The following is a 20,598-nucleotide window of genomic DNA, read 5'->3' as shown; positions in this document are numbered from 1 at the left end:
GGTCAAGGCATCTTTCCCGCCTTGACGCGGTACCACCGGCCGTAGTGACAATCGAGCTTCGGGGTGGTGGGCACCCGAGCCGAGTTGGATAGAACGCTCTACCCAACCCCGTATCCTCGACGCCATGGCAGGGACGAAGGAACGCATCATGGCCGCCGGCGCCGAGCTCTTCCGGCGCAACGGTTACGCCGGTACCGGCCTGAAGCAGATCGTCGCCGAGGCCAGCGCGCCCTTCGGGTCCCTCTACCACTTCTTCCCCGGCGGCAAGGAGCAGCTCGGCGAGGAGGTCATCCGCACCTCCGGGCTCGCCTACATCGCCCTTTTCGACCTCTTCATCGCGCCGGCGGACGACGTCGTCAGCGGCATCGAAGCCTTCTTCGCCGCCGGGATCGCGACGCTCGAAGCCACCGACTACGTCGAAGGGTGCCCGATTGCGACCGTGGCCCTCGAGGTCGCCAGCACCAACGAGCCGCTGCGGAAGGCCACCGCCGACGTCTTCACCGCGTGGATCGACGCCGGGACCGAGAAGTTCGCGAAGTTCGGGCTGAGCCGGGAAGCCGCCCGGACCCTCACCATCACCGCCGTCAACAACCTCGAAGGCGCCTTCGTCCTCTGCCGCTCGCTGCGGGACACCGAAGCGATGGCCGTCGCCGGGGCCGCCACGGTCGACGTTGCGCGGCGGCTTCTCCAGGAAAACTCGCAACTTTAGTCGGTAATCGAACACAAATCACCAACATGGCGCTTGACCGCGCAGCAAGCAACAGCGTATTGGTCTAGTCCTCCTGCCTCACACCGTCGTTCGGTTGGAGTCGCCATGCGCCGTGTCCTCGCCGTCGTCGCCGCCGCTGCCGTGGTCGCGGCCGTCCCCACCCCCGCCCACGCCCTCGAAAACGGCCTCGCCCGCACCCCGCCGATGGGCTGGAACACCTGGAACACCTTCGAGTGCAACATCAACGAGACGCTCGTCAAGCAGACCACCGACCTGATGGTGAGCTCCGGGATGCGCGACCGCGGCTACACCTACGTCAACCTCGACGACTGCTGGATGACCTGGTCCCGGGACGCGAGCGGGAACCTCGTCGCCGATCCCGCCAAGTTCCCCAGCGGCCTCAAGGCGCTCGGCGACTACATCCACGCCCGCGGCATGAAGTTCGGGATCTACGAAGACGCCGGCACGATGACCTGCCAGGGCTACCCCGGCAGCCTCGGACACGAACAGGCCGACGCGAACCTCTTCGCGAGCTGGGGTGTCGACTACCTCAAGTACGACAACTGCCACAACGACAGCTCCACCCAGCAGGACTACATCCGGCGCTACTCGGCGATGCGCGACGCGCTGCAGGCCACCGGCCGCCCGATCACCTACAGCATCTGCGAATGGGGCTACTTCGACCCCGCGACCTGGGCCGCGGACGTCGGCAACCTGTGGCGCACCACCGGGGACATCACCAACAACTGGGGCAGCGTCGACGGCATCTACCGGCAGAACGTCGGGCTCGCCGCCGCCGCGAAACCGGGCGCCTGGAACGACCCGGACATGCTCGAGGTCGGCGACGGCATGGACTTCCAGGAGGACCGCGCGCACTTCACGCTCTGGGCGGCGATGGCCGCACCGCTGATCGCCGGGGCCGACCTGCGCTCGGCCAGTGTCGCCACCTTCTCGACCTACCTGAACCCGGACGTCATCGCCGTCGACCAGGACCCGCTCGGCAAGCAGGCCACCCGGATCGCCACCGGGAACGGCTTGGACGTCCTCGCCAAACCGCTCCAGGACGGTTCCGTCGCGGTCGTGCTGTTCAACGAAAACAGCACCACGCAGACCATCTCGACGACGGCCGCCGCGGCCGGGCTGCCCGCCGCGGCGAGCTACCGGCTGACCAACCTGTGGTCGAAGGAACTCACCACCAGCGACGGCACGATCAGCGCCGCCGTGCCCTCGCACAGCACCGTGATCTACCGCGTCGCACCGGGGTCCGGCTCCAGCATCGGCACCACCCAGCCGATCCAGGGCGCGTCGTCGGCGCGCTGCCTCGACATCAACGACACGATCGCCGACATCTGGGACTGCGACGGCGGCACCGACCAGGCCTGGACGTTCACCGGCGACGGCGAGCTCAAGGCCGACGGCCGGTGCCTGGACGCCGAGAAGGGCGCCACGACCGCCGGGACCAAGCTCCTCGCCTGGACCTGCCACGGCGGCGCGAACCAGAAGTTCAAGCTGGCGGCCGACGGCTCGATCACCCAGGCCGGCCTCTGCGTCGACGTCACCGGCGGCGACAAGCCCGCCGGCAACGTCAACGGCGTCCAGCTCGAACTCTGGGGCTGCAACGACGACGCCAACCAGAACTGGGCGCTCAAGTCCCGGTGAGGTGTTCCGGCCGCACCGGGACGCGGGTGAGCGCGAGCCCGGTCGCGGCCCGGATCGCCGCCACGATCGCCGGGGTCGAGGAGATCGTCGGCGGCTCGCCGACCCCGCGCAGGCCGTACGGCGCGTGCGGGTCCGGGCGTTCGAGGACGTCGATGCTCATCGGCGGCATGTCCAGCACGGTCGGGATCAGGTAGTCGGTGAAGGAGGGGTTCCGGATCTTCCCGCCGGAGGTCTGGATCTCCTCCATCACCGCCAGCCCGAGCCCCTGCGCCGAACCACCCTGGATCTGGCCCAGCACGGCCTGGGGGTTCAGCGCCTTGCCGACGTCCTGGGCGCAGTCCAGCGCGACCACCTTGACCAGGCCGAGTTCGGTGTCGACGTCGACGACCGCCCGGTGCGCGGCGAACGCGTACTGCACGTGCGCGGTCCCCTGCCCGGTCTCCGGGTCCAGCGCCGAAGTGGGCCGGTGCCGCCACTCGATCGTTTCGTCGTAAACGTCGTCGCCGAGCACGTCGGCCAGGTCGGCGAGCACCTGGCCGTCGGCCGCGACGAGCTTGCCGCCGACGACCCGCGTCCTGGTGTCGAACCGGGACAGCAGCCGCGCCCGCACCGCCACGCACGCGGCTTGCACCGCGCCGCCGGTGACGTAGGTCTGGCGCGACGCCGACGTCGAGCCGCCGTTGCCGATCGAGGTGTCCATCGGCAGGATCGTCACCTGCTCGACGCCGAGTTCGGTGCGGACGATCTGCTGCATGATCGTCACCAGGCCCTGGCCGACCTCGCAGGCCGCGGTGTGCACGGTCGCGGCCGGCTCGCCGCCGACCAGCTGCAGGCGCACGCGGGCCGTCGAGTAGTCGTCGAAGCCTTCGGAGAAGCAGACGTTCTTGATCCCGACGGCGTACCCGACGCCGCGGACGACACCCTCGCCGTGGGTCGTGTTGGACACCCCGCCCGGCATGTGCCGCAGGTCGAACGGCCGGTCCGGCGGCAGCGGCATGTCCCGCACCCGGTTCAGCAGCTCCGCGACCGGCGCTTCGGCGTCGACGACCTGGCCGGTCGGCATCAGGTCGCCCTCGCTCATCGCGTTGCGGACGCGGATCTCGACCGGGTCCAAGCCGCACGCGAGAGCGAGCTTGTCCATCTGGGACTCGTAGCCGAACGCCGCCTGCACCGCGCCGAAGCCGCGCATCGCGCCGCACGGCGGGTTGTTGGTGTAGGTGCCCCAGCATTCCACCGAGACACTGTCCACTTTGTACGGTCCGACGCCGAGTGTGGCGGCGTTCGCGACCACCGCCCCGGTCGACGACGCGTACGCGCCGCCGTCGAGGTACAGGCGCGTCTTCACGTACACGAGCCGTCCGTCGCGGGTGGCGCCGTGCTCGTAGTACATCTTCGCCGGGTGGCGGTGGACGTGGCCGTAGAAGGACTCTTCGCGGTTGTAGACCATCTTCACCGGCTTGCCGGTGTGCAGTGCGAGAAGGCAGGCGTGCACCTGCATCGACAGGTCTTCCCGGCCGCCGAACGCGCCGCCGACGCCACCGAGGGTCAGCCGCACCTTCTCGGCCGGCAACCCCAGCGCGGCGACGATCTGCTGCTGGTCGACGTGCAGCCACTGCGTCGCGACGTAGAGGTCGACGCCGCCTTCGGTGTCCGGCACGGCGAGGCCGGACTCGGGGCCGAGGAACGCCTGGTCCTGCATGCCGACCTCGTAGACGCCGGCGACGACGATGTCGGCGTCGAGGTCCTGCGGGCCGCGGCGGATCTTCACGTGCCGGACGACGTTGCCGCCTTCGTGCAGCGAAGGCCCTTCGCCCGCGACGGCGGCTTCGGAGTCCGTCACCGGCTCCAGTTCCTCGTAGGCGACCTTGATCCGCTTCATCGCGCGGCGCGCGGTCTCCGGGTGGTCGGCGGCGACCAGCGCCACCGGTTCGCCCTGGTAGCGGACGACTTCGGAGGCGAGCACCGGCTGGTCGGCGTGCTCGAGGCCGTAGCGGTTCACGCCCGGGACGTCGTCGTGGGTGAGGACCGCGTACACGCCCGGCACGGCCAGGGCTTCCGCGATGTCGATGCCGGTGATCCGGGCGTACGGGTGCGGGCTGCGCAGCGTCACGCCCCACACCATGTCCTCGTGCCAGAGGTCCGAGGAGTAGGCGAACTCGCCGCGGACCTTCACCGTGCCGTCGGGGCGCCGCGGCGAAGTGCCGACGCCGTTCGCGGTCGTCGTCGTGACGGAGGTGGTGCTGGTCATCGGCCCTCCCGCAACCGGGCGCTCGCGCCGGCCAGCTCGCGGGCGATGGCGGACTCGTCGGCTTCGCGCAGGGTGCCGTCCTCGACGACGGCCTTGCCGCCGACGAACAGGCGGCGCAGCGGCGGCGTGGTGCCGAGCACCAGCGCCGCGACCGGGTCGGCGATGCCGGCGTAGTTCAGCCCGGTCAGGTCCCAGACGGCGAGGTCGGCGAGCTTGCCGGGCTCGATCGAGCCGAGGTCGTCCCCGCGGCCGAGGCAGCGGGCGCCGCCCATCGTGCCCATCCACAGGGCTTCCCGCGTGGTCAGCCCGCGCGGGCCGCCGCGCTGGCGGGCCTGCAGGAGCGACTGGTGGAGCTCTTCGCCGAGGCCACCGGACTCGTTGGACGCGGCGCCGTCGGCACCCAGGCCGACCGCGACCCCGGCGTCGAGGAGGTCGCGGACCGGGGCGATGCCGGCGCCGATGCGGCCGTTGGACGTCGGGCAGTGCGCCGAGCCGGTGCCGGTCGCGCCGAACCGGCGGATCGCCTCGGGTGCGAGGTGGATCGTGTGCGCGAGCCAGACGTCGTCGGCGAGCCAGCCGAGCTTGTCGGCGTACTCGGCCGGGGTGCAGCCGGCCTCGGCGAGGCACTGCTTCTCCTCGTCGACGGTTTCGGCGAGGTGGGTGTGCAGGCGGACGCCCTTGCGCCGGGCCAGCTCGGCCGCGCCGGACATCAGCCGTTCGGTGACCGAGAACGGCGAGCACGGGCCCGCGGCGATCTGCAGGTGGGCGCCCGCGGAGTCGTCGTGGAAGCGGTCGATCGCCGCTTCGGTGCCGGCCAGCGCGTCCTCGGTCGGCTCGACCAGGTTGTCCGGCGGCAGGCCGCCGTCGGACTCGCCGCGGTCCATCGACCCGCGGACCACGTGCAGCCGGACGCCGATGCGCTGACGGGCCGCGGCCAGCGCCGCGACCTGGTCGCCGCCGTCGCGCGGGAAGACGTAGTGGTGGTCGGCGACCGTGGTGCAGCCGGTCAGGGCCAGCCGGGCCATCCCGGCGGTGCCCGCGGCGTGCGTGATCTCGTCGTCGAGGCGGCTCCAGACCGGGTAGAGCGCGACCAGCCATTCGAAGAGCGTGTGGTCGGCGGCCAGGCCGCGGGTCGCCCACTGGTAGAGGTGGTGGTGGGTGTTGATCAGCCCCGGCGTGACCAGGCAGCCCGCGGCGTCGACGCGCTCGTCGAACTCGCCGGTGTAGACGCCTTCGCCGACCGCGGCGATCCGGTCGTTCTCGACGACGACGTGCCCGCTCGCGTACTCCTCGCCGGTGACGGTGGCGATGGCCGCGTTCGCGATGAGCGTCTTCACGCCACGCCTCCCTTCGCGGCCGCGCGGACCGCGTCGAGGATCTTCTCGTAGCCGGTGCACCGGCAGAGGTTGCCGGCCAGTGCCTCGCGGATCTCCTCGTCGGACGGGTCGGGGACGCGGTTCAGCAGGTCGTGGGCGGCGACGACCAGGCCCGGCGTGCAGAACCCGCACTGGACCGCACCCGCGTCCACAAAGGACTGCTGGACCGGGTCGAGGGTGTCGCCGTCGGCCAGTCCTTCGACCGTGCGGACCACGCGGCCCTCGGCCTGCCCGGCCGCGACCAGGCAGGCGCACACCGGGAGGTCGTCGAGGTAGACCGTGCAGGAGCCGCATTCGCCCTGCTCGCAGGCGTTCTTCGAGCCCGGCAGGCCGAGCCGCTCGCGCAGCACGTAGAGCAGGCTCTCGCCTTCCCAGACGTCGTCCGCCCGCCGCGGCTCGCCGTTGATCGTGACATTCAGGCGCATGCGCGCTCCCCCGTCCGGTGTTCGTCCCAGGCCCAGGTCAACGTACGCCGTGCCAGTACCCCGAGAGCGTGCTTCCGATACGCGGCGCTGCCCCGGACGTCGTCGATCGGGGACGTCGCCGCGGCCACCAGGTCGCCGAAGCGCCGCTTCAGCGAGTCGGGCAGGGCTTCCGGCGAGCCCCACGGCAGTTCGGCGGCCAGGAAGTCCTCGGCCTCGCGGGCGCGGCGCGGGGTCGGGGCGGCGGACCCGATCGCGGCGCCGGCCCGGCCGTTCCGCAGCGACAGCGCGAAGGAGCAGACCGCGATGACCATGGCGTTGCGCGTGCCGACCTTGGCGAACTGCTGCGGCCCGGCGTGCGCGGGCAGGTGGACGGCGGTGATCAGCTCGTACGGCTCGAGGGCGTGGCGTTTCACGCCGACGTAGAAATCCTCCGCGCGGAGGACACGGGTCCCCCGGACGGAGGCCACCTCGATCCGCGCGTCCAAGGCGAGTAGCACCGGGTGGGTGTCGCCGGCGGGCGAGGCGGCGCCGAGGTTGCCGCCGACCGTGCCGCGGTTGCGGATCTGCGGGGACCCGACCGTGCGCGACGCCATGGCCAGCGCCGGGACGGATTCACCCAGTTCGGCGATGACGCGGGAGTACGGGACGCCGGCGCCGAGCCGGACCGTGCCGTCCACAGTGGAGCACTCCGTCAGTTCCCCGACGGTGGTCAGGTCCAGGAGGGCGTCCGGGCGCCGGTGGTCGAAGTTGAGTTCGACCATGACGTCGGTGCCGCCGGCGATCGGCACGGCGCCGGGCCGCTCGGCCTTCAGGGCGAGGGCCTCGGCGAGCGTCGTGGGACGCAGGAACTCCACGGGCTGCTCCTTCGTGAGGGCGATAGACCAGTAGACGACGGATCACGGCCGGGCGGCAACGGCACCACGCATGAAACGCACCGCAGCGGACGCGGGGCCGGTTGTGCTTTCCTACAAGCCTCATGACGACCGTGAAAACTCTGCTGGGCCTCCCGGGGCTGCGGCTGCGCCCGCGCGCCGGGACCGACCTGCTCGACCGGCCGGTGACGCGCATCTACGTCACGGAGCTGTCCGACCCCGGACGGTACCTGTCGGCCGGTGAGCTGGTGCTTTCCGGCCTGCTCTGGTGGCACGAGCCGGGTGACGCCGAGCCGTTCGTGGCGGCGCTGGCCCGCTCGGGCGCGGCGGCGCTGGCCGCGTCCGGCGCGGACTCGGGCGGCATCCCGGACGACGTCGTCGACGCCTGCGTCCGGCACCGGATCCCGCTCCTCGAAGTGCCCGCCGACCTGTCGTTTTCGGTGATCACCGAGCAGGTGGTGCTGGCCTTGGCGGCCGCGTCGGACAGCGCCCGCAAACGTTTGCAGGCCGCGGCGGAGGCGCCGGTCGAGACGCTGGTGGAGCGGGCTTCGGCGGAACTGGGGCTGCCGTGCTGGGTGCTGTCGGGCCTGGGCCGGCTGATCGCGGGGACGGCCCCGCTGCCGATGCCGCCGGAGGACGTCGTCCGCCGGTACGCGGCTCGCGAGCCGGGGCCGCTGACGGTGCTCCCGGTCGAGGGGCGGCACGCGGTGCCGTGGCTGATCGCGGCCGGGGGGCCGTTGAGCACCGCGCAGGCCGAGCTGGCCGAGGAGGTGGCGGGGCTGGTCGGGGTCACGCGGGCCCGCAGGTCACGCCCGGAGGTGTCGCTGCCCGAGGACGTGTGCGTTGTCGCGTTGCGGACCGAAGGCAGCGACGAGAGCCGGGACGTCCTGGACGAGTTGCTGCCGGACGCGGCGCTGCTCGATTCGCCGGGGGACACGTCGTATGCGGCGGTGGCCACGCCTTCGCTGGCCGGCCTGTCCACTGTGGAGCCGCTGCTGCGGGCTTCCCGGATCCTCTGCGGGGTCAGCGATCCGGGCCGGGTGGCCGAGGCCGTGGAGAGTGCGCGGTACGCCGTGGAGGTGGCGGCGCGGCGGCCGGGCCGGGTGGCGGTGGTCCGGACCGGTGACGTGGCCGTGCACGAGCTGCTGCTGGCCGGCGCGCCGGACGGGGTGCGCGCGGCCGTGCGCCGCCGGGTGCTCGGGCCGTTGCTGGCCTACGACGCGGAGCAGCACACGGACCTGGTGCACACGGTCCGCGTGTTCCTGGAGTGCTCGGGCTCCCCGACCCGGGCGGCGAAGGCGTTGCACGTCCACGTGAACACGCTGCGCTACCGGATCGGGCGGGCGGGTGAGCTGCTGGGCGCGGACCTGACGGAGTTCACCGACCAGCTGGACGTGTACCTGGCCTTGCGAGCCGGCGACTAGAACGCCCGCTCGCCCGCTCGGCGCAGGGGGAAGACCTCGCACCCCACCGGCCGCCGTCTCGCGTTGCGTGACCGGGGGCAAGGGGGAGGATGAGCGGGTGGACCCCGAAATCACCTCGGCCCGGCAGGCGGCGGACGACGCCCGCGTGCTGGCCTTCGGGCGGCTGCAAGGCGCGGCGCACCGGCTCGGCTACCTGCTCGGGCGGGCCCTGGAACGCGAATGCGGGATCACGCACCTGATGTACGAGGTCCTGCTGATCGTGGGCCGCACCGGCGCGGACGGGCTGACCATGCGCTCCATCGCCCAGGAGCAGGTCCTCACCACCGGCGGCGCGACCCGGCTGGTCGACCGGATGGAGGCGCTCGGGCTGGTGACCCGCACGGCGTCCCCGAGCGACAAGCGCGTCCAGCTCGTCCGGCTGACCTCGTTCGGCGAGGAGACGACCGTGCGGGCCAGCCGGCTGCACGTGGAGAACGTCGAGCAGTTTTTCTTCCGGCCGCTGCCCGAGGACCACCGCGCGCGGTTCGCCGACGACCTGCGGACGCTGAGCCACTTCGCCCGCGACGCCCTCCCGCGGCTGCGCTGAGCCGCGACCGGCGCCACGCCGAACAGGAGCGCGAACGTCGTGACGATCTCGGAGCACCCGACGCCTCAGTCGCCCGCTGCGGCAGACTGACCGGGTGGGCAAGCGGAAGCAGGTCCGCGTCGGCCCGCCGCCGACGACGGACGAAGAGTTCGGCGAGGCGCTGCTGACGGCCGCTCCGGGCGACGCCGAGCGGCTGGCGCCGGGCTTCACGCTGCCGGCCGACCTCGTCTCGGCCGCCGATCGGATCGCCCGGCAGCTGGTGGCCCGGGCGTGCCGGGGTGGGTGGCTGCCCGAAGACCTCCACCAGGCCGCGCGGCGGCGCCTGGACGAGTTCGCGGGCTCGTACGTCCTCGACGCGCTCGCCGCCTACGCCGGGCAGTTCACCGCCGTGCACCCGGACTGGCTGGCCCAGCTCGACGCGGTGGGCGCCACCCGCTGGTGGACCGAGACCGAGCCGCACCTGCCGCAGTGGGCGGCGAAGCACATCCTGACGCCGTCCGAAGCGGTGGCGGCGGTGATCGAGGCCCTCGGCCTGCTGGCGACCCTGCCCGCGGTGACCGTCGTCCTGCCCACGCCGGGAACCCCGCCGGCGTCGCCGGCGCGGCACCACGTCGACGACAAGAAGCTGAGCCGGGTCCGCGCGCTGCTCGCCAAGGCCGAGTCGAGCACCTTCCCGGAGGAAGCGGAGACCCTCTCGGCGAAGGCGCAGGAGCTGATGACCCGCCACGCTCTCGACCGCGTGCTGGTCGAGGCCACCGAGGCCGCACCCGAGCGGCCCGCGGCCCGCCGGATCTGGCTGGACACGCCGTACACCGACGCGAAGTCGCTGCTGGTCCACGTGGTCGCGCAGGCCAACCGCTGCCGTGCGGTCTTCGACTCGCGCTGGGACTTCGTGACCGTCGTCCGCGACGAAGACGGCCTGGACGCCGTCGAGCTGCTCACCACGTCGCTGCTGGTCCAGGCGACGCGGGCGATGATCGCCGACCCGGCGGGCCGGTCCCGGGATTTCCGGAAGTCCTTCCTCGTCTCTTACGCCACCCGGATCGGCGAGCGGCTCGAGCGGGCGGCGGAAGCGACGATCGCCGAGGCGCCGGACTTGCTCCCGGCACTGGCTTCCCGCGAGAAGCAGGTGGCGGCGGCGTTCACCGAGCTGTTCCCCGAAGTGGTGAACAAGTCCGTGACCGTCCGCAGCCATGAGGGCTGGGGCGCCGGGCGCGCGGCCGCCGACCGCGCCCGCCTCGGCGAGTAGCCGTCACACTTCGCGCCGGGCGTACTTCTCCAGCTCCGGCCGCCCGAACGGCAGCTCGCCCTCGTCCAAGGCCCCGCAGTCCAGGCCGCGCAGCAGGTACACCGCCAGCGCCTGGGCGGTCGCCGGTTCGTCCAGCACTCCCCCGGCCCGCTTGTCCGCGTACGCGCGCAACCGCGCCACCGCCTGCGAGAAGCCCTCGCGGTAGAACGTGTACGTTGCCGCGAAGCGGGTCGGCAGCTGGTGGGGGTGCAGGTCCCAGCCCTGGTAGAAGCCGCGCTCCAAGGACCTGCGGACCAGCCGGAGGTGTTCGGCCCACGCCGCGGGCAGCGCGTCGCCGATCGGGAGCCTGTTCGTCGAGCCGTCCGAGAGGCGGACGCCGGTGCCCGCCGCCGCGATCTGCATCAGGCCCTTGGCCAGGTCGGCCGCCGGGTGCTCCATGCTCTGGTACGCCGCCGCGATGCCGAGGCCCGCGCTGTAGTCGTACGTTCCGTAGTGCAGTCCCGAGCAGCGGCCCTCGGCCGCCTGCACGATCCGCGCCACCGACAGCGTCCCGTCGACGTCCACAATGGACTGGGCCGTCTCGATCTGGACCTCGAAGCGCAACGCCCCTTCAGCCAGCTCGTACGCGGTTTCCAGGCGAGCGAGGACTTCCGCGGCCACCGCGACCTGCTCGACCGCCGTCACCTTCGGCAGCGTGACGACGAACCCGGGCGGCAACGGCCCGTGGTCCAGCAACGACCCGAGGAACAGGTCCAGGGTGCGGATACCACGCCGGCGCGTCGCCGCTTCGAAGCTCTTGAAGCGGATGCCGCAGAACGGTGTCCCGCCGGTCGTCGCCAGCGTCTGCCCGGCCGCCACCGCCGCCGCGTCCTCGACGTCGTCGGGCACGCGGCCGAAGCCGTCCTCGAAGTCGATCCGCAGGTCCTCGATCGGCTCGGTCAGCAGCTTCGCGCGGACGCGTTCGAAGACGTCCGCGTCGGCGCCGAGGAGGTCGCCGTGCTCGATGAAGACCCGCATCGCCTGCTTGCCCCAGTCGGCGACCAGGCGCGTCTTGTACCGCGACGCCGGGACGTAGACCGTGTGCACGGGCTGGCGTCCCGGCCGCTCGCCCGGGTACGACGCCGCGACGCGCGCGTCGGCCGCAGCCAGGCGCGCGTCGGCGGCGTCGTAGACGTCCTCGGAAAGCCGCACTACTTGATCTTCTCGTACGCGGGCAGCGTCAGGAAGTCCGGGAACTCGTCGGCCAGCGCGACCTGCTCGAACAGCTCCACCGCGGGCTCCAGCAGCTCCGGCTTGAGCTCACCGGCCAGCTCGCCGCGGACGTCGGCCAGCACGCCGCGCACCAGCTCCGCGGTGACGGTGTCACCACTGTCCAAAGTGGTCCCGTTCTTGACCCACTGCCAGATCTGCGAGCGCGAGATCTCGGCGGTGGCCGCGTCTTCCATCAGGTTGTGAATGGCCGCCGCGCCGTTGCCGCCGAGCCAGGAGGCGATGTAACGGACACCGACGTCGATTGCCGCGCGCAGGCCGGCCGCGGTCGCGCTGCCCGGCGTCGAAGCGACGTCCAGCAGCTGATCGGCGGTGACGCTGACCTCGTCGCGGGTGCGGCCGAGCTGGTTCGGCTGGTCGCCGAGCACCTTGTCGAACTCCTCCTTGCAGAGCTCGACCATGCCCGGGTGCGCGACCCACGAGCCGTCGAAGCCGTCGCCGGCCTCGCGGGACTTGTCCGCGTGCACCTTCTCGAAGGCGCCCTTGTTGGTCTCGGGGTCCTTGCTCGGGATGAACGCGGCCATGCCGCCGATCGCGAAGGCGCCGCGCTTGTGGCAGGTGCGCACCAGCAGCTCGGTGTAGGCGCGCATGAAGGGCGCGGTCATGGTGACGGAGTTGCGGTCCGGCAGCACGAACTTCTCGCCCGCGTCGCGGAAGTACTTGATGACGCTGAAGAGGTAGTCCCAGCGGCCGGCGTTGAGGCCCGAGGCGTGCTCGCGCAGCTCGTAGAGGATCTCTTCCATCTCGAACGCGGCCGGGATGGTCTCGATCAGCACGGTGGCGCGGACGGTGCCGTGCTCGATGCCGAGGGTCTTCTCGGCGTGGGTGAAGACGTCGTTCCAGAGCCGCGCTTCGAGGTGGCTCTCCATCTTCGGCAGGTAGTAGTACGGGCCCTTGCCGCGCTTGAGCAGTTCGGCGGCGTTGTGGAAGAAGTGCAGGCCGAAGTCGACGAGCGCGCCGACGCCCTCGCGGCCGCCGAAGGTCAGGTGGGCTTCCGGCAGGTGCCAGCCGCGCGGGCGGACCACGATCGTGGCGTGCTCGACGTCGTCCTTCAGCGCGTAGCTCTTGCCGCCGCTTTCCAGGGTGATCGTCTCGCGGATGGCGTCGTGGAGGTTGACCTGGCCGGACACGACGTTGTGCCAGTGCGGCGTGTTGGCGTCTTCGAGGTCGGCGAGCCACACCTTCGCGCCGGAATTCAGCGCGTTGATGGTCATCTTGCGGTCGGTCGGCCCGGTGATCTCGACGCGGCGGTCGCGGAGCGCCTCCGGGGCCCCGGCGACCTGCCAGTCGCCGTCGCGGATCTCCTTGGTCTCCGGCAGGAAGTCGAGCCGGCCGGTGGTCCGGGCCTCCTCGCGGCGCTTGCTCCGCGCCTGGAGCAGCTCGTCGCGGCGGCCGGCGAAGGCGTCGTGGAGGCCGGCGAGGAAGGCGAGCGCTTCCGGCGTGAGGATCTCGTCGCCGCGCTCGACCGGGTCGCCCAGCACCTGGACTTCAGAAGACATGGGGAAACACCTCGAGGGTTCGGATCTTTGGATAACGGCCCTACGGTTTTCTACCAGCCGGACTATAGTTTCTGCATAGCGGAAGCTCAACGCCGACGTAAGGAGGGCCACCGTGCCGGCGGAGAAGAACGGTCGCGACGGCGGCGTCCAGTCCCTGCAGCGCGCCTTCGAGCTGCTGGAACACCTCGCGGACACCGGCGGCGAGGCGAGTTTGTCGGAGCTGGCGACGCTGTCCGGGCTGCCGATGCCGACGATCCACCGGCTGATCCGCACGCTGGTCGACCTCGGGTACGTCCGCCAGAACACGAACCGCCGCTACGCACTGGGTGCGCGCCTCATCAGGCTGGGCGAGAACGCGAGCATGCAGTTCGGCGCCTGGGCGCGGCCGTTGCTGGCCGAGCTGGTGGAGGAGGTCGGCGAGACGGCCAACCTGGCGGTCCTGGAGCGCGACGAGGTCGTGTACGTGGCCCAGGTGCCCTCGAAGCACTCGATGCGCATGTTCACCGAGGTCGGCCGGCGGTTGCTGCCGCACGGGACCGGGGTCGGGAAGGCGATGCTGGCGCACCTGCCGTCGTCCGAGGTCCGTTCACTGCTGGACCGGACGGGGATGCCGGCGTACACGGAGCACACGTTCACCGACCCGGACGCGCTGGCGGTGGAGCTGTCGCGGATCGCTTCGCAGGGGTACGCGCTGGACGAGGCCGAGCAGGAGCTGGGGGTGCGGTGCGTGGCGGTGGCGGTGCCGGGCGCACCGGTCCCGGCGGCGGTTTCGGTGTCCGGGCCGTCCGGTCGGCTGACCGCCGAGGCGGTGGCACACATCGCCCCGGCGGTGCAGCGGGTCGCGGACGCCCTGGGGGCTAGCCTGACTCAGGCCGTCGCACAAGTGTGACAGTGGGTGAAATTAAGGTGACACAAAGTGACCCCCCTGAGGGGGGCAAATCCGGCGCCGGTAAAGTCGGCGACATGGCCAGCCTCGAAGACCTCGAAGCCCGCGTGACCGCGTTGGAGGAACAGGTGCAGCAGTCCCGGCACGACGCCGCGGCAGCCCGCATTCTCGCCGGCACTGCAGACCGGGATGTGTCTGAGTTCAAGCAGACTTTGAACGGCCACACCAAGGTGCTCAACGCGATGCGCGAGACGCAGATCGAGCACGGGCAAGACATCTCCGGCCTCAAGACTGACGTCACCGGTCTCAAGACCGAGGTCACCGACCTCCGGGCTGAGATGCGCAGCGGGTTCACCAAGATCAACGTCGGCATGGAGCAGATGAGCCGGTTGCTTCAGCAGATCATCGACAAGGGCTGACTCAGCTCAGCTCCCCCGCCAGCAGGTCCATCAGCAGCCCGTCGTGCCAGGTGCCGTCCGGGGCGCGTTCGTAGTTCCGCAGGATCCCGACCGGCCGGAAGCCCACCTTCGTGTACACCCGGATCGCCGTCTCGTTCGACGCCGCCGGGTCGATCGTCAGCCGGTGGTGGCCGGTCGCGAACAAGTGCCGGGCCAGGGCGCGGATCGCGCCCGTGCCGATACCGCGGCCGTGGAAGTCCGGGTGCACCGAGATGTCGATGCCCGCGTGGTGGTACTGCGGGTCCAGCTCCTCGCAGCTCTGGATCAGGCCGACGACGGCACCGTCGAACTCGATCACGTAGACCGTGTAGCCCTCTTCGACCTCGTACAGGCCTTCGGTCTCGTGGTCCGGGTCGCCCCACCAGCGGGCGACCTCCGGGGTGGCCAGGATTTCGCGCACCCGGACGCGGTCGGCTGGGCCGATCGGGCGCAGGCGCACCCGGTCGCCGTGAATGGCGGTCATGATGGGTCCTCTCTCGTAGCGAACGACGGCTTCGGAGCGTCTGTCACGAGGAGGGGCGCGCGTGCGTCAACCGGGCATGCCCGGATTCTGCGCTCGCACCGCCGCCGCCGTCATCCGAATATCCGCCGGAGGCCGCATGGACACGCACGCCGGCGCCTTGGCCTGGCTCGCGCAGGGCGCCGCTTCGAACCTCCTGGACCGGCTCGTCGACCGGGCGCTCGACGGGCCCGCCGCACCACCCGCCTGGCCGGGCCCGGCGAAGACCGCCGCGGGCACCGTCGAGATCACCGTGCGGCACCACGGCGCCGCGAAGGGCCGGACACCGGTGATCCTGACGATGCAGGAAGACGGCGGCCGCACCGGCACGGCGTTCTCGGCGATCCTCGGCCACACGGCCCGCATCGCGGTCCCCAGCGGCCGCTACTTCAGCGCGGCGATGGTGCTCGACCCGGCCCGCCGCACGCTGCAGGGCATCGGCTGGTCCCACCTGACCGTGCCGGCCCGCGGGACGTCCCCGTGCCTCATCCCGGTCAACCGCCCCTCGGCGCCGGTGATCCTGCAGCTGGGCTTGCGGAAGGCAGACGGAACACCGCTGTTCCGGCTGGAACCGCCGGCGAAGGTCCGCTAACCGAGCAGGGCGTCCACGAAGGCACCCGGCTCGAACGGGGCCAGGTCGTCCGGGCCCTCGCCCAGGCCGACCAGCTTCACCGGGACCCCCAGCTCCTTCTGGACCTGGAACACGATGCCGCCCTTGGCCGTGCCGTCCAGCTTGGTCAGCACGATGCCCGTGACGTCGATGACCTCGGCGAACACGCGGGCCTGCATGAGCCCGTTCTGGCCCGTCGTCGCGTCCAGGACCAGCAGGACCTCGTCGACCTTGGCCTGCTTCTCCACGACGCGCTTGACCTTGCCCAGCTCGTCCATCAGGCCCGTCTTCGTGTGCAGGCGGCCCGCCGTGTCGACCAGGACCGCGTCGACACCGGTGTCCACGCCGCGCTTGACCGCGTCGAACGCGACCGCCGCCGGGTCCGCGCCCTCCTTGCCGCGGACGACCTCCGCGCCCACGCGCTCGGCCCACGTCTGGAGCTGGTCGGCCGCCGCCGCGCGGAACGTGTCCGCCGCGCCCAGCAGGACCGTGCCGCCCTGGGCCACCAGGACGCGGGCGAGCTTGCCCGTGGTCGTCGTCTTGCCCGTGCCGTTGACGCCCGCCACCAGCACCACCGCCGGCTGCTTCTTGCCGTCGACCGTGTGCGGCAGCGCCCGGACCGCGCGGTGGCCGTCGGTGGACAGCTGCGCCGTCAGCACCTCGTGCAGCACCTCGCGCGCCTCGGCCGACGACCGCACCGCGCGCCGGGACAGCTCGTCGCGCAGGCGCTCGACGATCTGGTTCGTCGTGGCCGCGCCGAGGTCGGCCAGCAGCAGCGTGTCTTCGACGTCCTGCCAGGAGTCCTCGTCGAGGTCACCCGCGCCGAGCAGGCCCAGCAGGCTCGTCCCGAACACCGAGCGGGACTTCGACAGCCGGCCGCGCAGCCGCTCCATGCGGCCGGTCGCCGGCTCGATCTCCTCGGCGACCGGGGCCGGTTCGACGACCTCGGCGTCCGGCAGCTCGACGTCGCGGACCGTGCGCTGCGCCGAGTCGCGCGGGACCGCCGCGTCGTCGCCCACCGCGGGCTGGCCGTCGGTCTCCGGCCGGTCCTCGACCGGGTGCTCGGGGGCTTCGGCCTCGGCCGTGCCGCCGGGCGCGAGCGCGATGCCCCCGCTGGCCGCGTACGAACCGCCCTTCGGTTTCGCCTCGACCTCGCGCTGGGCGTCCAGGCTGATCCGCCGCCTGCGTGCGATCAGCAGGCCGGTCACCAGCAGGGCGACCAGGACGACGACGGCGACGACTACGAACAGGAACCAGGTGCTCGACACGGACCCATCCTTTCATCCGCGCTCCCCCGCGCCGGACACCCCGTCCGCACAGGCAATTCGTCACCAGCTAGGTCCCGATTGGGGCAAGACTTCACCAAGTGGGTTGCGTCACAGGCAACGCTCCACTAAACCCCTCCGGATGGGGCTGCGAGCGAGTCACGGCTATCTGGTGATCGGCCTGATTTCGGGCACGTCGCTCGACGGGATCGACGTGGCCGCCGCCGACCTGCACGCCGAAGAGGACACGGTCGTGCTGACACCTCTCGGCGAGCTCGACGTCCCCTACCCCGACCACCTGCGCGAGGGCCTGCTCGCCGCGCTGCCGCCGAACCCGTGCACCGCCGGCGAGCTGACGCGGCTGGACACCGGCGTCGGCCAGGCGTTCGCCGACGCGGCCGCGCGCGGCGTCGAAGAGCTCGGCGGCCGCGCGGACCTGGTCGCGTCGCTCGGCCAGACGGTGTTCCACTGGGTCGAGGACAACCACGTCCGCGGCACCCTCCAGCTCGGCCAGCCCGCCTGGATCGCCGAGCGCACCGGGCTGCCGGTGATCGCCGACCTGCGGGCGCGCGACGTCGCCGCGGGCGGCCACGGCGCGCCCCTGGCGAGCACGCTCGACCGGCTGTGGCTGCACGGCCTCGCCGAGGACACCGCACGGCCGGTCGCCGCGCTGAACCTCGGCGGCATCGCGAACATCACCGTCGTCACCGAGGGGCGGCCGGTGATCGCCTACGACACCGGGCCCGCCAACGCCCTGCTCGACGTCGCCGCCCACCGCGTCTCGGGGCAGCGCAGCGACGTCGACGGCCGGCTCGCCCTCGGCGGGTCGGTGCGCGCCGACCTGCTCGGCCGGCTGCTCGCCGACCCGTACTTCGCCGCCGCACCCCCGAAGTCCACCGGCAAGGAGCACTTCAACGCGGACTATCTCGACACCGCACTGGCCGGCCTGGACAGCGTCGAACCCGGCGACCTGCTCGCGACGCTGACCGAGCTGACCGCCGTCACCGTGGCCGACCAGTGCCGCCGTCACGGTGTCACCACCGTCATCGCCTCCGGGGGCGGCGTCGCCAACCCGGCGCTGATGGCCGCGCTGATCCGCGCCGTGGGGCCGGCGGTGGTCAAGACCAGTGACGACCTCGGCCTGCCCGGCGCCGGCAAAGAGGCGTACCTGACCGCGTTGCTGGGCTGGCTGAGCTGGTGCGGCGTGCCCGGTACGGTGCCGTCGGCGACCGGTGCCCGCGGGCCGCGCGTGCTCGGCGCGCTGGTCCCGGGCCGCGGTCCCCTGACCCTTCCCGCCCCGCTGGGGGGCACCGTGACCCGGTTGCGAGTCGCGGAGAAGGCCGGAGAACGGTAGGAGTGATCCATGCGCGGTGTTGACCTCGCCATCATCGTGATCTACCTGGCGGCGATGCCGCTGATCGGCGTGCTGGTCGGCCGGAGACAACGGTCGGCGGCGGACTACTTCGTCGGCGAGCGCAGCCTCCCGTGGGGTGCGGTGATGCTGTCCGTGGTGGCCACGGAGACCTCGACGCTCACCGTGATCAGCACGCCCGGGCTGGTCTTCGGCAACGCCTTCCTGTTCCTGCAGCTGGCCTTCGGCTACATCATCGGCCGGACGATCGCCGCGTTCGTGCTGCTGCCGCGGTACTTCCGGGGCAACCTCGTCAGCGCGTACGCCTTCCTCGGGAAGCGGTTCGGCTCGGGGCTGCAGGGCACGGCGTCGGTGACGTTCGTGATCACGCGCCTGCTCGCCGAGGGCGTGCGCCTGTTCGCCGGCGCGATCCCGATCAAGGTGATCCTCGGCCACTACGGCATCCACCTGGACTACTGGGTGATCGTCGTCATCCTCACCGCGCTGACGCTGGTCTACGCCTACATCGGCGGGATCAAGGCGGTCGTCTGGGTCGACGTCATCCAGCTGACGCTCTACCTCGGCGGCGCCGCGGTGGCCGCGATCGTGCTGCTGAACAAGCTGCCGGCCGACTGGGCCACGCAGGCGTCCGCGGACGGCAAGTTCATGCTCGTCGACTTCACGAAGAACCTGCTGACCAGCCCGTACGCCTTCATCACGGCGGTGCTCGGCGGCGCGGCGCTGTCGATGGCGTCGCACGGCGCCGACCAGCTGATCGCGCAGCGGCTGCTGGCCACCCGCAGCCTGCGCGACGGCCAGAAGGCGCTGATCGGCAGCGGCGTCATCGTCACCGTCCAGTTCGCGCTGTTCCTGCTGGTCGGGGCGATGCTGTGGGTGTTCAACGGCCGCAAGTCCGTGGCGCAGCTGGGCCTGCAGAGCCCGGACGACGTGTTCTCGCGGTTCATCATCGACGACCTGCCGGTCGGTGTCTCGGGCCTGCTCATCGCCGGTGTCCTGGCCTCGACCATGGGCGCGCTGGCTTCGGCGCTCAACGCGCTGTCGACGTCCACCGTGGCCGACCTCTACCAGCGGTTCACCAAGCGCTCGCCGGAGGATTCGAAGCTGCTGCAGCACGGTCGCATGTGGACCCTGATCTGGGCCGTCGTGTTCGCGGTGTTCGCTTCGCTGTTCTCCACCACGAAGAACTCGGTGATCGAGCTCGGCCTGGCCATCACCGGCTACACCTACGGCGCGCTGCTGGGGTCGTTCCTGCTGGGTCTGCTGATCAAGAAGGCGCGGCAGGTGGACGCGATCATCGCGTTCGTGGTCACGGTCGTGGTGATGGCGTTCGTCATCCTCGGGGTGAAGTTCAACGCGAAGACCGGCGGCCTGATCGGCGTCGACTTCAGCAAGGCGGCCGGGGACAAGGTGGCGCTGGCGTACCCGTGGTACACGCTGATGGGCGTGGTCATCACGCTGGTCGTCGGCGGCCTGCTGGCCCTGCGGCACCGGACGCCGGACCCGAAGGCGGCCGAAGCGGACGCCGCGACCGCCGAGGTGCGCGCCGCCTGATCCTCCTGAACCGTTTCCGGCGGGCTCCCGTGTGGAGGGGCGGGAGCCCGCCGAGAAGCGGCGGGAGGATTTCGAAGGTGGATTCCATGAAGCGGATGACGGTGGCGCTCGCGGTGGGTGCCCTCCTGGTCGGCGGCGCGGCGACGGCTTCGGCCACCCCGGCGGCCGCCAAGGTGCCGGACGCGATCAAGGTTCCGGTGGGCAACCGGCCGGTGGCCAGCTACGCGGCCGAGGGCGTGCAGATCTACGGCTGCACGAACGGCGCGTGGACGCTGATCCAGCCCGCCGCCGTGCTGTCCAAGCACGGGAAACCGGTGGCGCTGCACAGCAAGGGTCCGGTCTGGACGTCCATTGTGGACGGCAGCACGGTCGGCGCGGCGGCGGCCGCTTCCTCGCCGCGGACGAACGCGATCCCGGAACTGCTGCTCAAGGCGAACCTCAACACCGGCGACGGAATCTTCGGCAAGGTGACCTACGTCCAGCGCCTCAACACCCGCGGCGGCGTCGCCCCGGCGGGAACGTGCACGGCGGGCACGCAGACGGCGGTCCGGTACTCGGCGGACTACGCCTTCTGGGTCGCCGGCTGACCAGCGCCCCAATGTGGCGTTGGTTGCGTCCAGCGCACCCAATGTGGCGTTCGG

At 71.7% G+C, this 20,598-nt stretch carries 19 protein-coding genes; 11 read left to right on the top strand and 8 right to left on the bottom strand.

The features are described from left to right. The first annotated feature begins 124 nt into the window (after positions 1–124). Together ACWEVN_RS33795 and ACWEVN_RS33790 are read left to right on the top strand one after the other, a co-directional pair. The gene (locus ACWEVN_RS33795) at positions 125–709 is read left to right on the top strand and encodes a TetR/AcrR family transcriptional regulator (protein WP_452053970.1); all 585 of its coding nucleotides are present in this window, start codon (positions 125–127) and stop codon (positions 707–709) included. 105 nt (positions 710–814) lie between these two features. Further along, positions 815–2,368, top strand: a complete 1,554-nt coding sequence (locus tag ACWEVN_RS33790) for a glycoside hydrolase family 27 protein (protein WP_452053969.1) — start codon at positions 815–817, stop codon at positions 2,366–2,368. Here the strand turns inward: ACWEVN_RS33790 and pucD are convergent. The 4 genes from pucD to ACWEVN_RS33770 are packed head-to-tail and all read right to left on the bottom strand — an operon-like array spanning position 2,355 to position 7,271. Continuing rightward, positions 2,355–4,616, bottom strand: coding sequence for a xanthine dehydrogenase subunit D (gene pucD, locus ACWEVN_RS33785; protein WP_452053968.1), 2,262 nt, complete (start codon positions 4,614–4,616; stop codon positions 2,355–2,357). The genes ACWEVN_RS33790 and pucD overlap by 14 nt on opposite strands. Beyond that, positions 4,613–5,953 (bottom strand): 8-oxoguanine deaminase, encoded by a 1,341-nt coding sequence (locus ACWEVN_RS33780; protein ID WP_452053967.1) that lies wholly within the window; start codon positions 5,951–5,953, stop codon positions 4,613–4,615. The genes pucD and ACWEVN_RS33780 overlap by 4 nt, the downstream gene beginning before the upstream one ends. Beyond that, the gene (locus ACWEVN_RS33775) at positions 5,950–6,417 is read right to left on the bottom strand and encodes a (2Fe-2S)-binding protein (protein ID WP_452053966.1); all 468 of its coding nucleotides are present in this window, start codon (positions 6,415–6,417) and stop codon (positions 5,950–5,952) included. Before ACWEVN_RS33775 ends, ACWEVN_RS33780 begins: the two co-directional genes overlap by 4 nt. Further along, positions 6,408–7,271, bottom strand: a complete 864-nt coding sequence (locus ACWEVN_RS33770; protein WP_452053965.1) for an FAD binding domain-containing protein — start codon at positions 7,269–7,271, stop codon at positions 6,408–6,410. Before ACWEVN_RS33770 ends, ACWEVN_RS33775 begins: the two co-directional genes overlap by 10 nt. Before the next feature lie 122 nt (positions 7,272–7,393). Between ACWEVN_RS33770 and ACWEVN_RS33765 the strand changes: the two genes are divergently transcribed. From ACWEVN_RS33765 to ACWEVN_RS33755, 3 genes are all read left to right on the top strand, one after another. Continuing rightward, positions 7,394–8,713, top strand: coding sequence for a PucR family transcriptional regulator (locus tag ACWEVN_RS33765; RefSeq protein ID WP_452053964.1), 1,320 nt, complete (start codon positions 7,394–7,396; stop codon positions 8,711–8,713). Positions 8,714–8,810: 97 nt separating this feature from the next. Continuing rightward, positions 8,811–9,299 (top strand): MarR family winged helix-turn-helix transcriptional regulator, encoded by a 489-nt coding sequence (locus tag ACWEVN_RS33760; RefSeq protein ID WP_449678024.1) that lies wholly within the window; start codon positions 8,811–8,813, stop codon positions 9,297–9,299. Positions 9,300–9,393: 94 nt separating this feature from the next. After that, positions 9,394–10,548 carry a DUF2786 domain-containing protein gene (locus tag ACWEVN_RS33755; protein ID WP_452053963.1) on the top strand — a complete coding sequence of 385 codons (1,155 nt, stop codon included), beginning with the start codon at positions 9,394–9,396 and terminating at the stop codon, positions 10,546–10,548. A gap of 3 nt (positions 10,549–10,551) precedes the next feature. On the opposite strand, the gene ACWEVN_RS33750 is transcribed toward ACWEVN_RS33755, so the two are convergent. Further along, positions 10,552–11,739: a DUF6986 family protein gene (locus tag ACWEVN_RS33750; RefSeq protein WP_452053962.1), complete on the bottom strand. Its 1,188-nt coding sequence runs from the start codon at positions 11,737–11,739 to the stop codon at positions 10,552–10,554. Further along, the gene (gene aceB / locus ACWEVN_RS33745) at positions 11,739–13,316 is read right to left on the bottom strand and encodes a malate synthase A (RefSeq protein ID WP_452053961.1); all 1,578 of its coding nucleotides are present in this window, start codon (positions 13,314–13,316) and stop codon (positions 11,739–11,741) included. Before aceB ends, ACWEVN_RS33750 begins: the two co-directional genes overlap by 1 nt. Positions 13,317–13,428: 112 nt before the next feature. Between aceB and ACWEVN_RS33740 the strand changes: the two genes are divergently transcribed. Together ACWEVN_RS33740 and ACWEVN_RS33735 are read left to right on the top strand one after the other, a co-directional pair. After that, a complete protein-coding gene (locus ACWEVN_RS33740) occupies positions 13,429–14,205 on the top strand; it encodes an IclR family transcriptional regulator (RefSeq protein ID WP_449683709.1) in 777 nt (258 codons plus the stop codon). Between the two features lie 74 nt (positions 14,206–14,279). Further along, on the top strand, positions 14,280–14,621 hold the full coding sequence (locus ACWEVN_RS33735; RefSeq protein ID WP_449683710.1) for a hypothetical protein: 342 nt from the start codon (positions 14,280–14,282) through the stop codon (positions 14,619–14,621). Position 14,622: 1 nt separating this feature from the next. On the opposite strand, the gene ACWEVN_RS33730 is transcribed toward ACWEVN_RS33735, so the two are convergent. After that, a complete protein-coding gene (locus ACWEVN_RS33730; RefSeq protein WP_452053960.1) occupies positions 14,623–15,123 on the bottom strand; it encodes a GNAT family N-acetyltransferase in 501 nt (166 codons plus the stop codon). A 136-nt stretch (positions 15,124–15,259) separates the two neighbouring features. Here ACWEVN_RS33730 and ACWEVN_RS33725 point away from each other — a divergent pair, with 136 nt between their 5' ends. Continuing rightward, a complete protein-coding gene (locus ACWEVN_RS33725) occupies positions 15,260–15,751 on the top strand; it encodes a hypothetical protein (RefSeq protein WP_449683712.1) in 492 nt (163 codons plus the stop codon). Here the strand turns inward: ACWEVN_RS33725 and ftsY are convergent. Then, complete coding sequence (gene ftsY / locus ACWEVN_RS33720; protein ID WP_449683713.1) at positions 15,748–17,037, bottom strand: signal recognition particle-docking protein FtsY; 1,290 nt, start codon at positions 17,035–17,037, stop codon at positions 15,748–15,750. The two genes, ACWEVN_RS33725 and ftsY, sit on opposite strands and share 4 nt — an antisense overlap. A 139-nt stretch (positions 17,038–17,176) precedes the next feature. On the opposite strand from ftsY, the gene ACWEVN_RS33715 reads away from it, so the two are divergent. The 3 genes from ACWEVN_RS33715 to ACWEVN_RS33705 all read left to right on the top strand — a co-directional run bounded on the left by ACWEVN_RS33715 (position 17,177) and on the right by ACWEVN_RS33705 (position 20,544). Continuing rightward, complete coding sequence (locus ACWEVN_RS33715; protein WP_452053959.1) at positions 17,177–18,388, top strand: anhydro-N-acetylmuramic acid kinase; 1,212 nt, start codon at positions 17,177–17,179, stop codon at positions 18,386–18,388. A 9-nt stretch (positions 18,389–18,397) separates the two neighbouring features. After that, complete coding sequence (locus ACWEVN_RS33710) at positions 18,398–19,957, top strand: sodium:solute symporter (protein ID WP_449683715.1); 1,560 nt, start codon at positions 18,398–18,400, stop codon at positions 19,955–19,957. Positions 19,958–20,043: 86 nt separating this feature from the next. Then, the gene (locus ACWEVN_RS33705) at positions 20,044–20,544 is read left to right on the top strand and encodes a DUF3455 domain-containing protein (RefSeq protein ID WP_452053958.1); all 501 of its coding nucleotides are present in this window, start codon (positions 20,044–20,046) and stop codon (positions 20,542–20,544) included. Positions 20,545–20,598: the final 54 nt, after the last annotated feature.

The organism is Amycolatopsis sp. NPDC003861, assembly GCF_053605405.1.
Note: the sequence above shows the minus strand (reverse complement) of the source record. Positions and strands in the feature narration are given on the sequence as shown.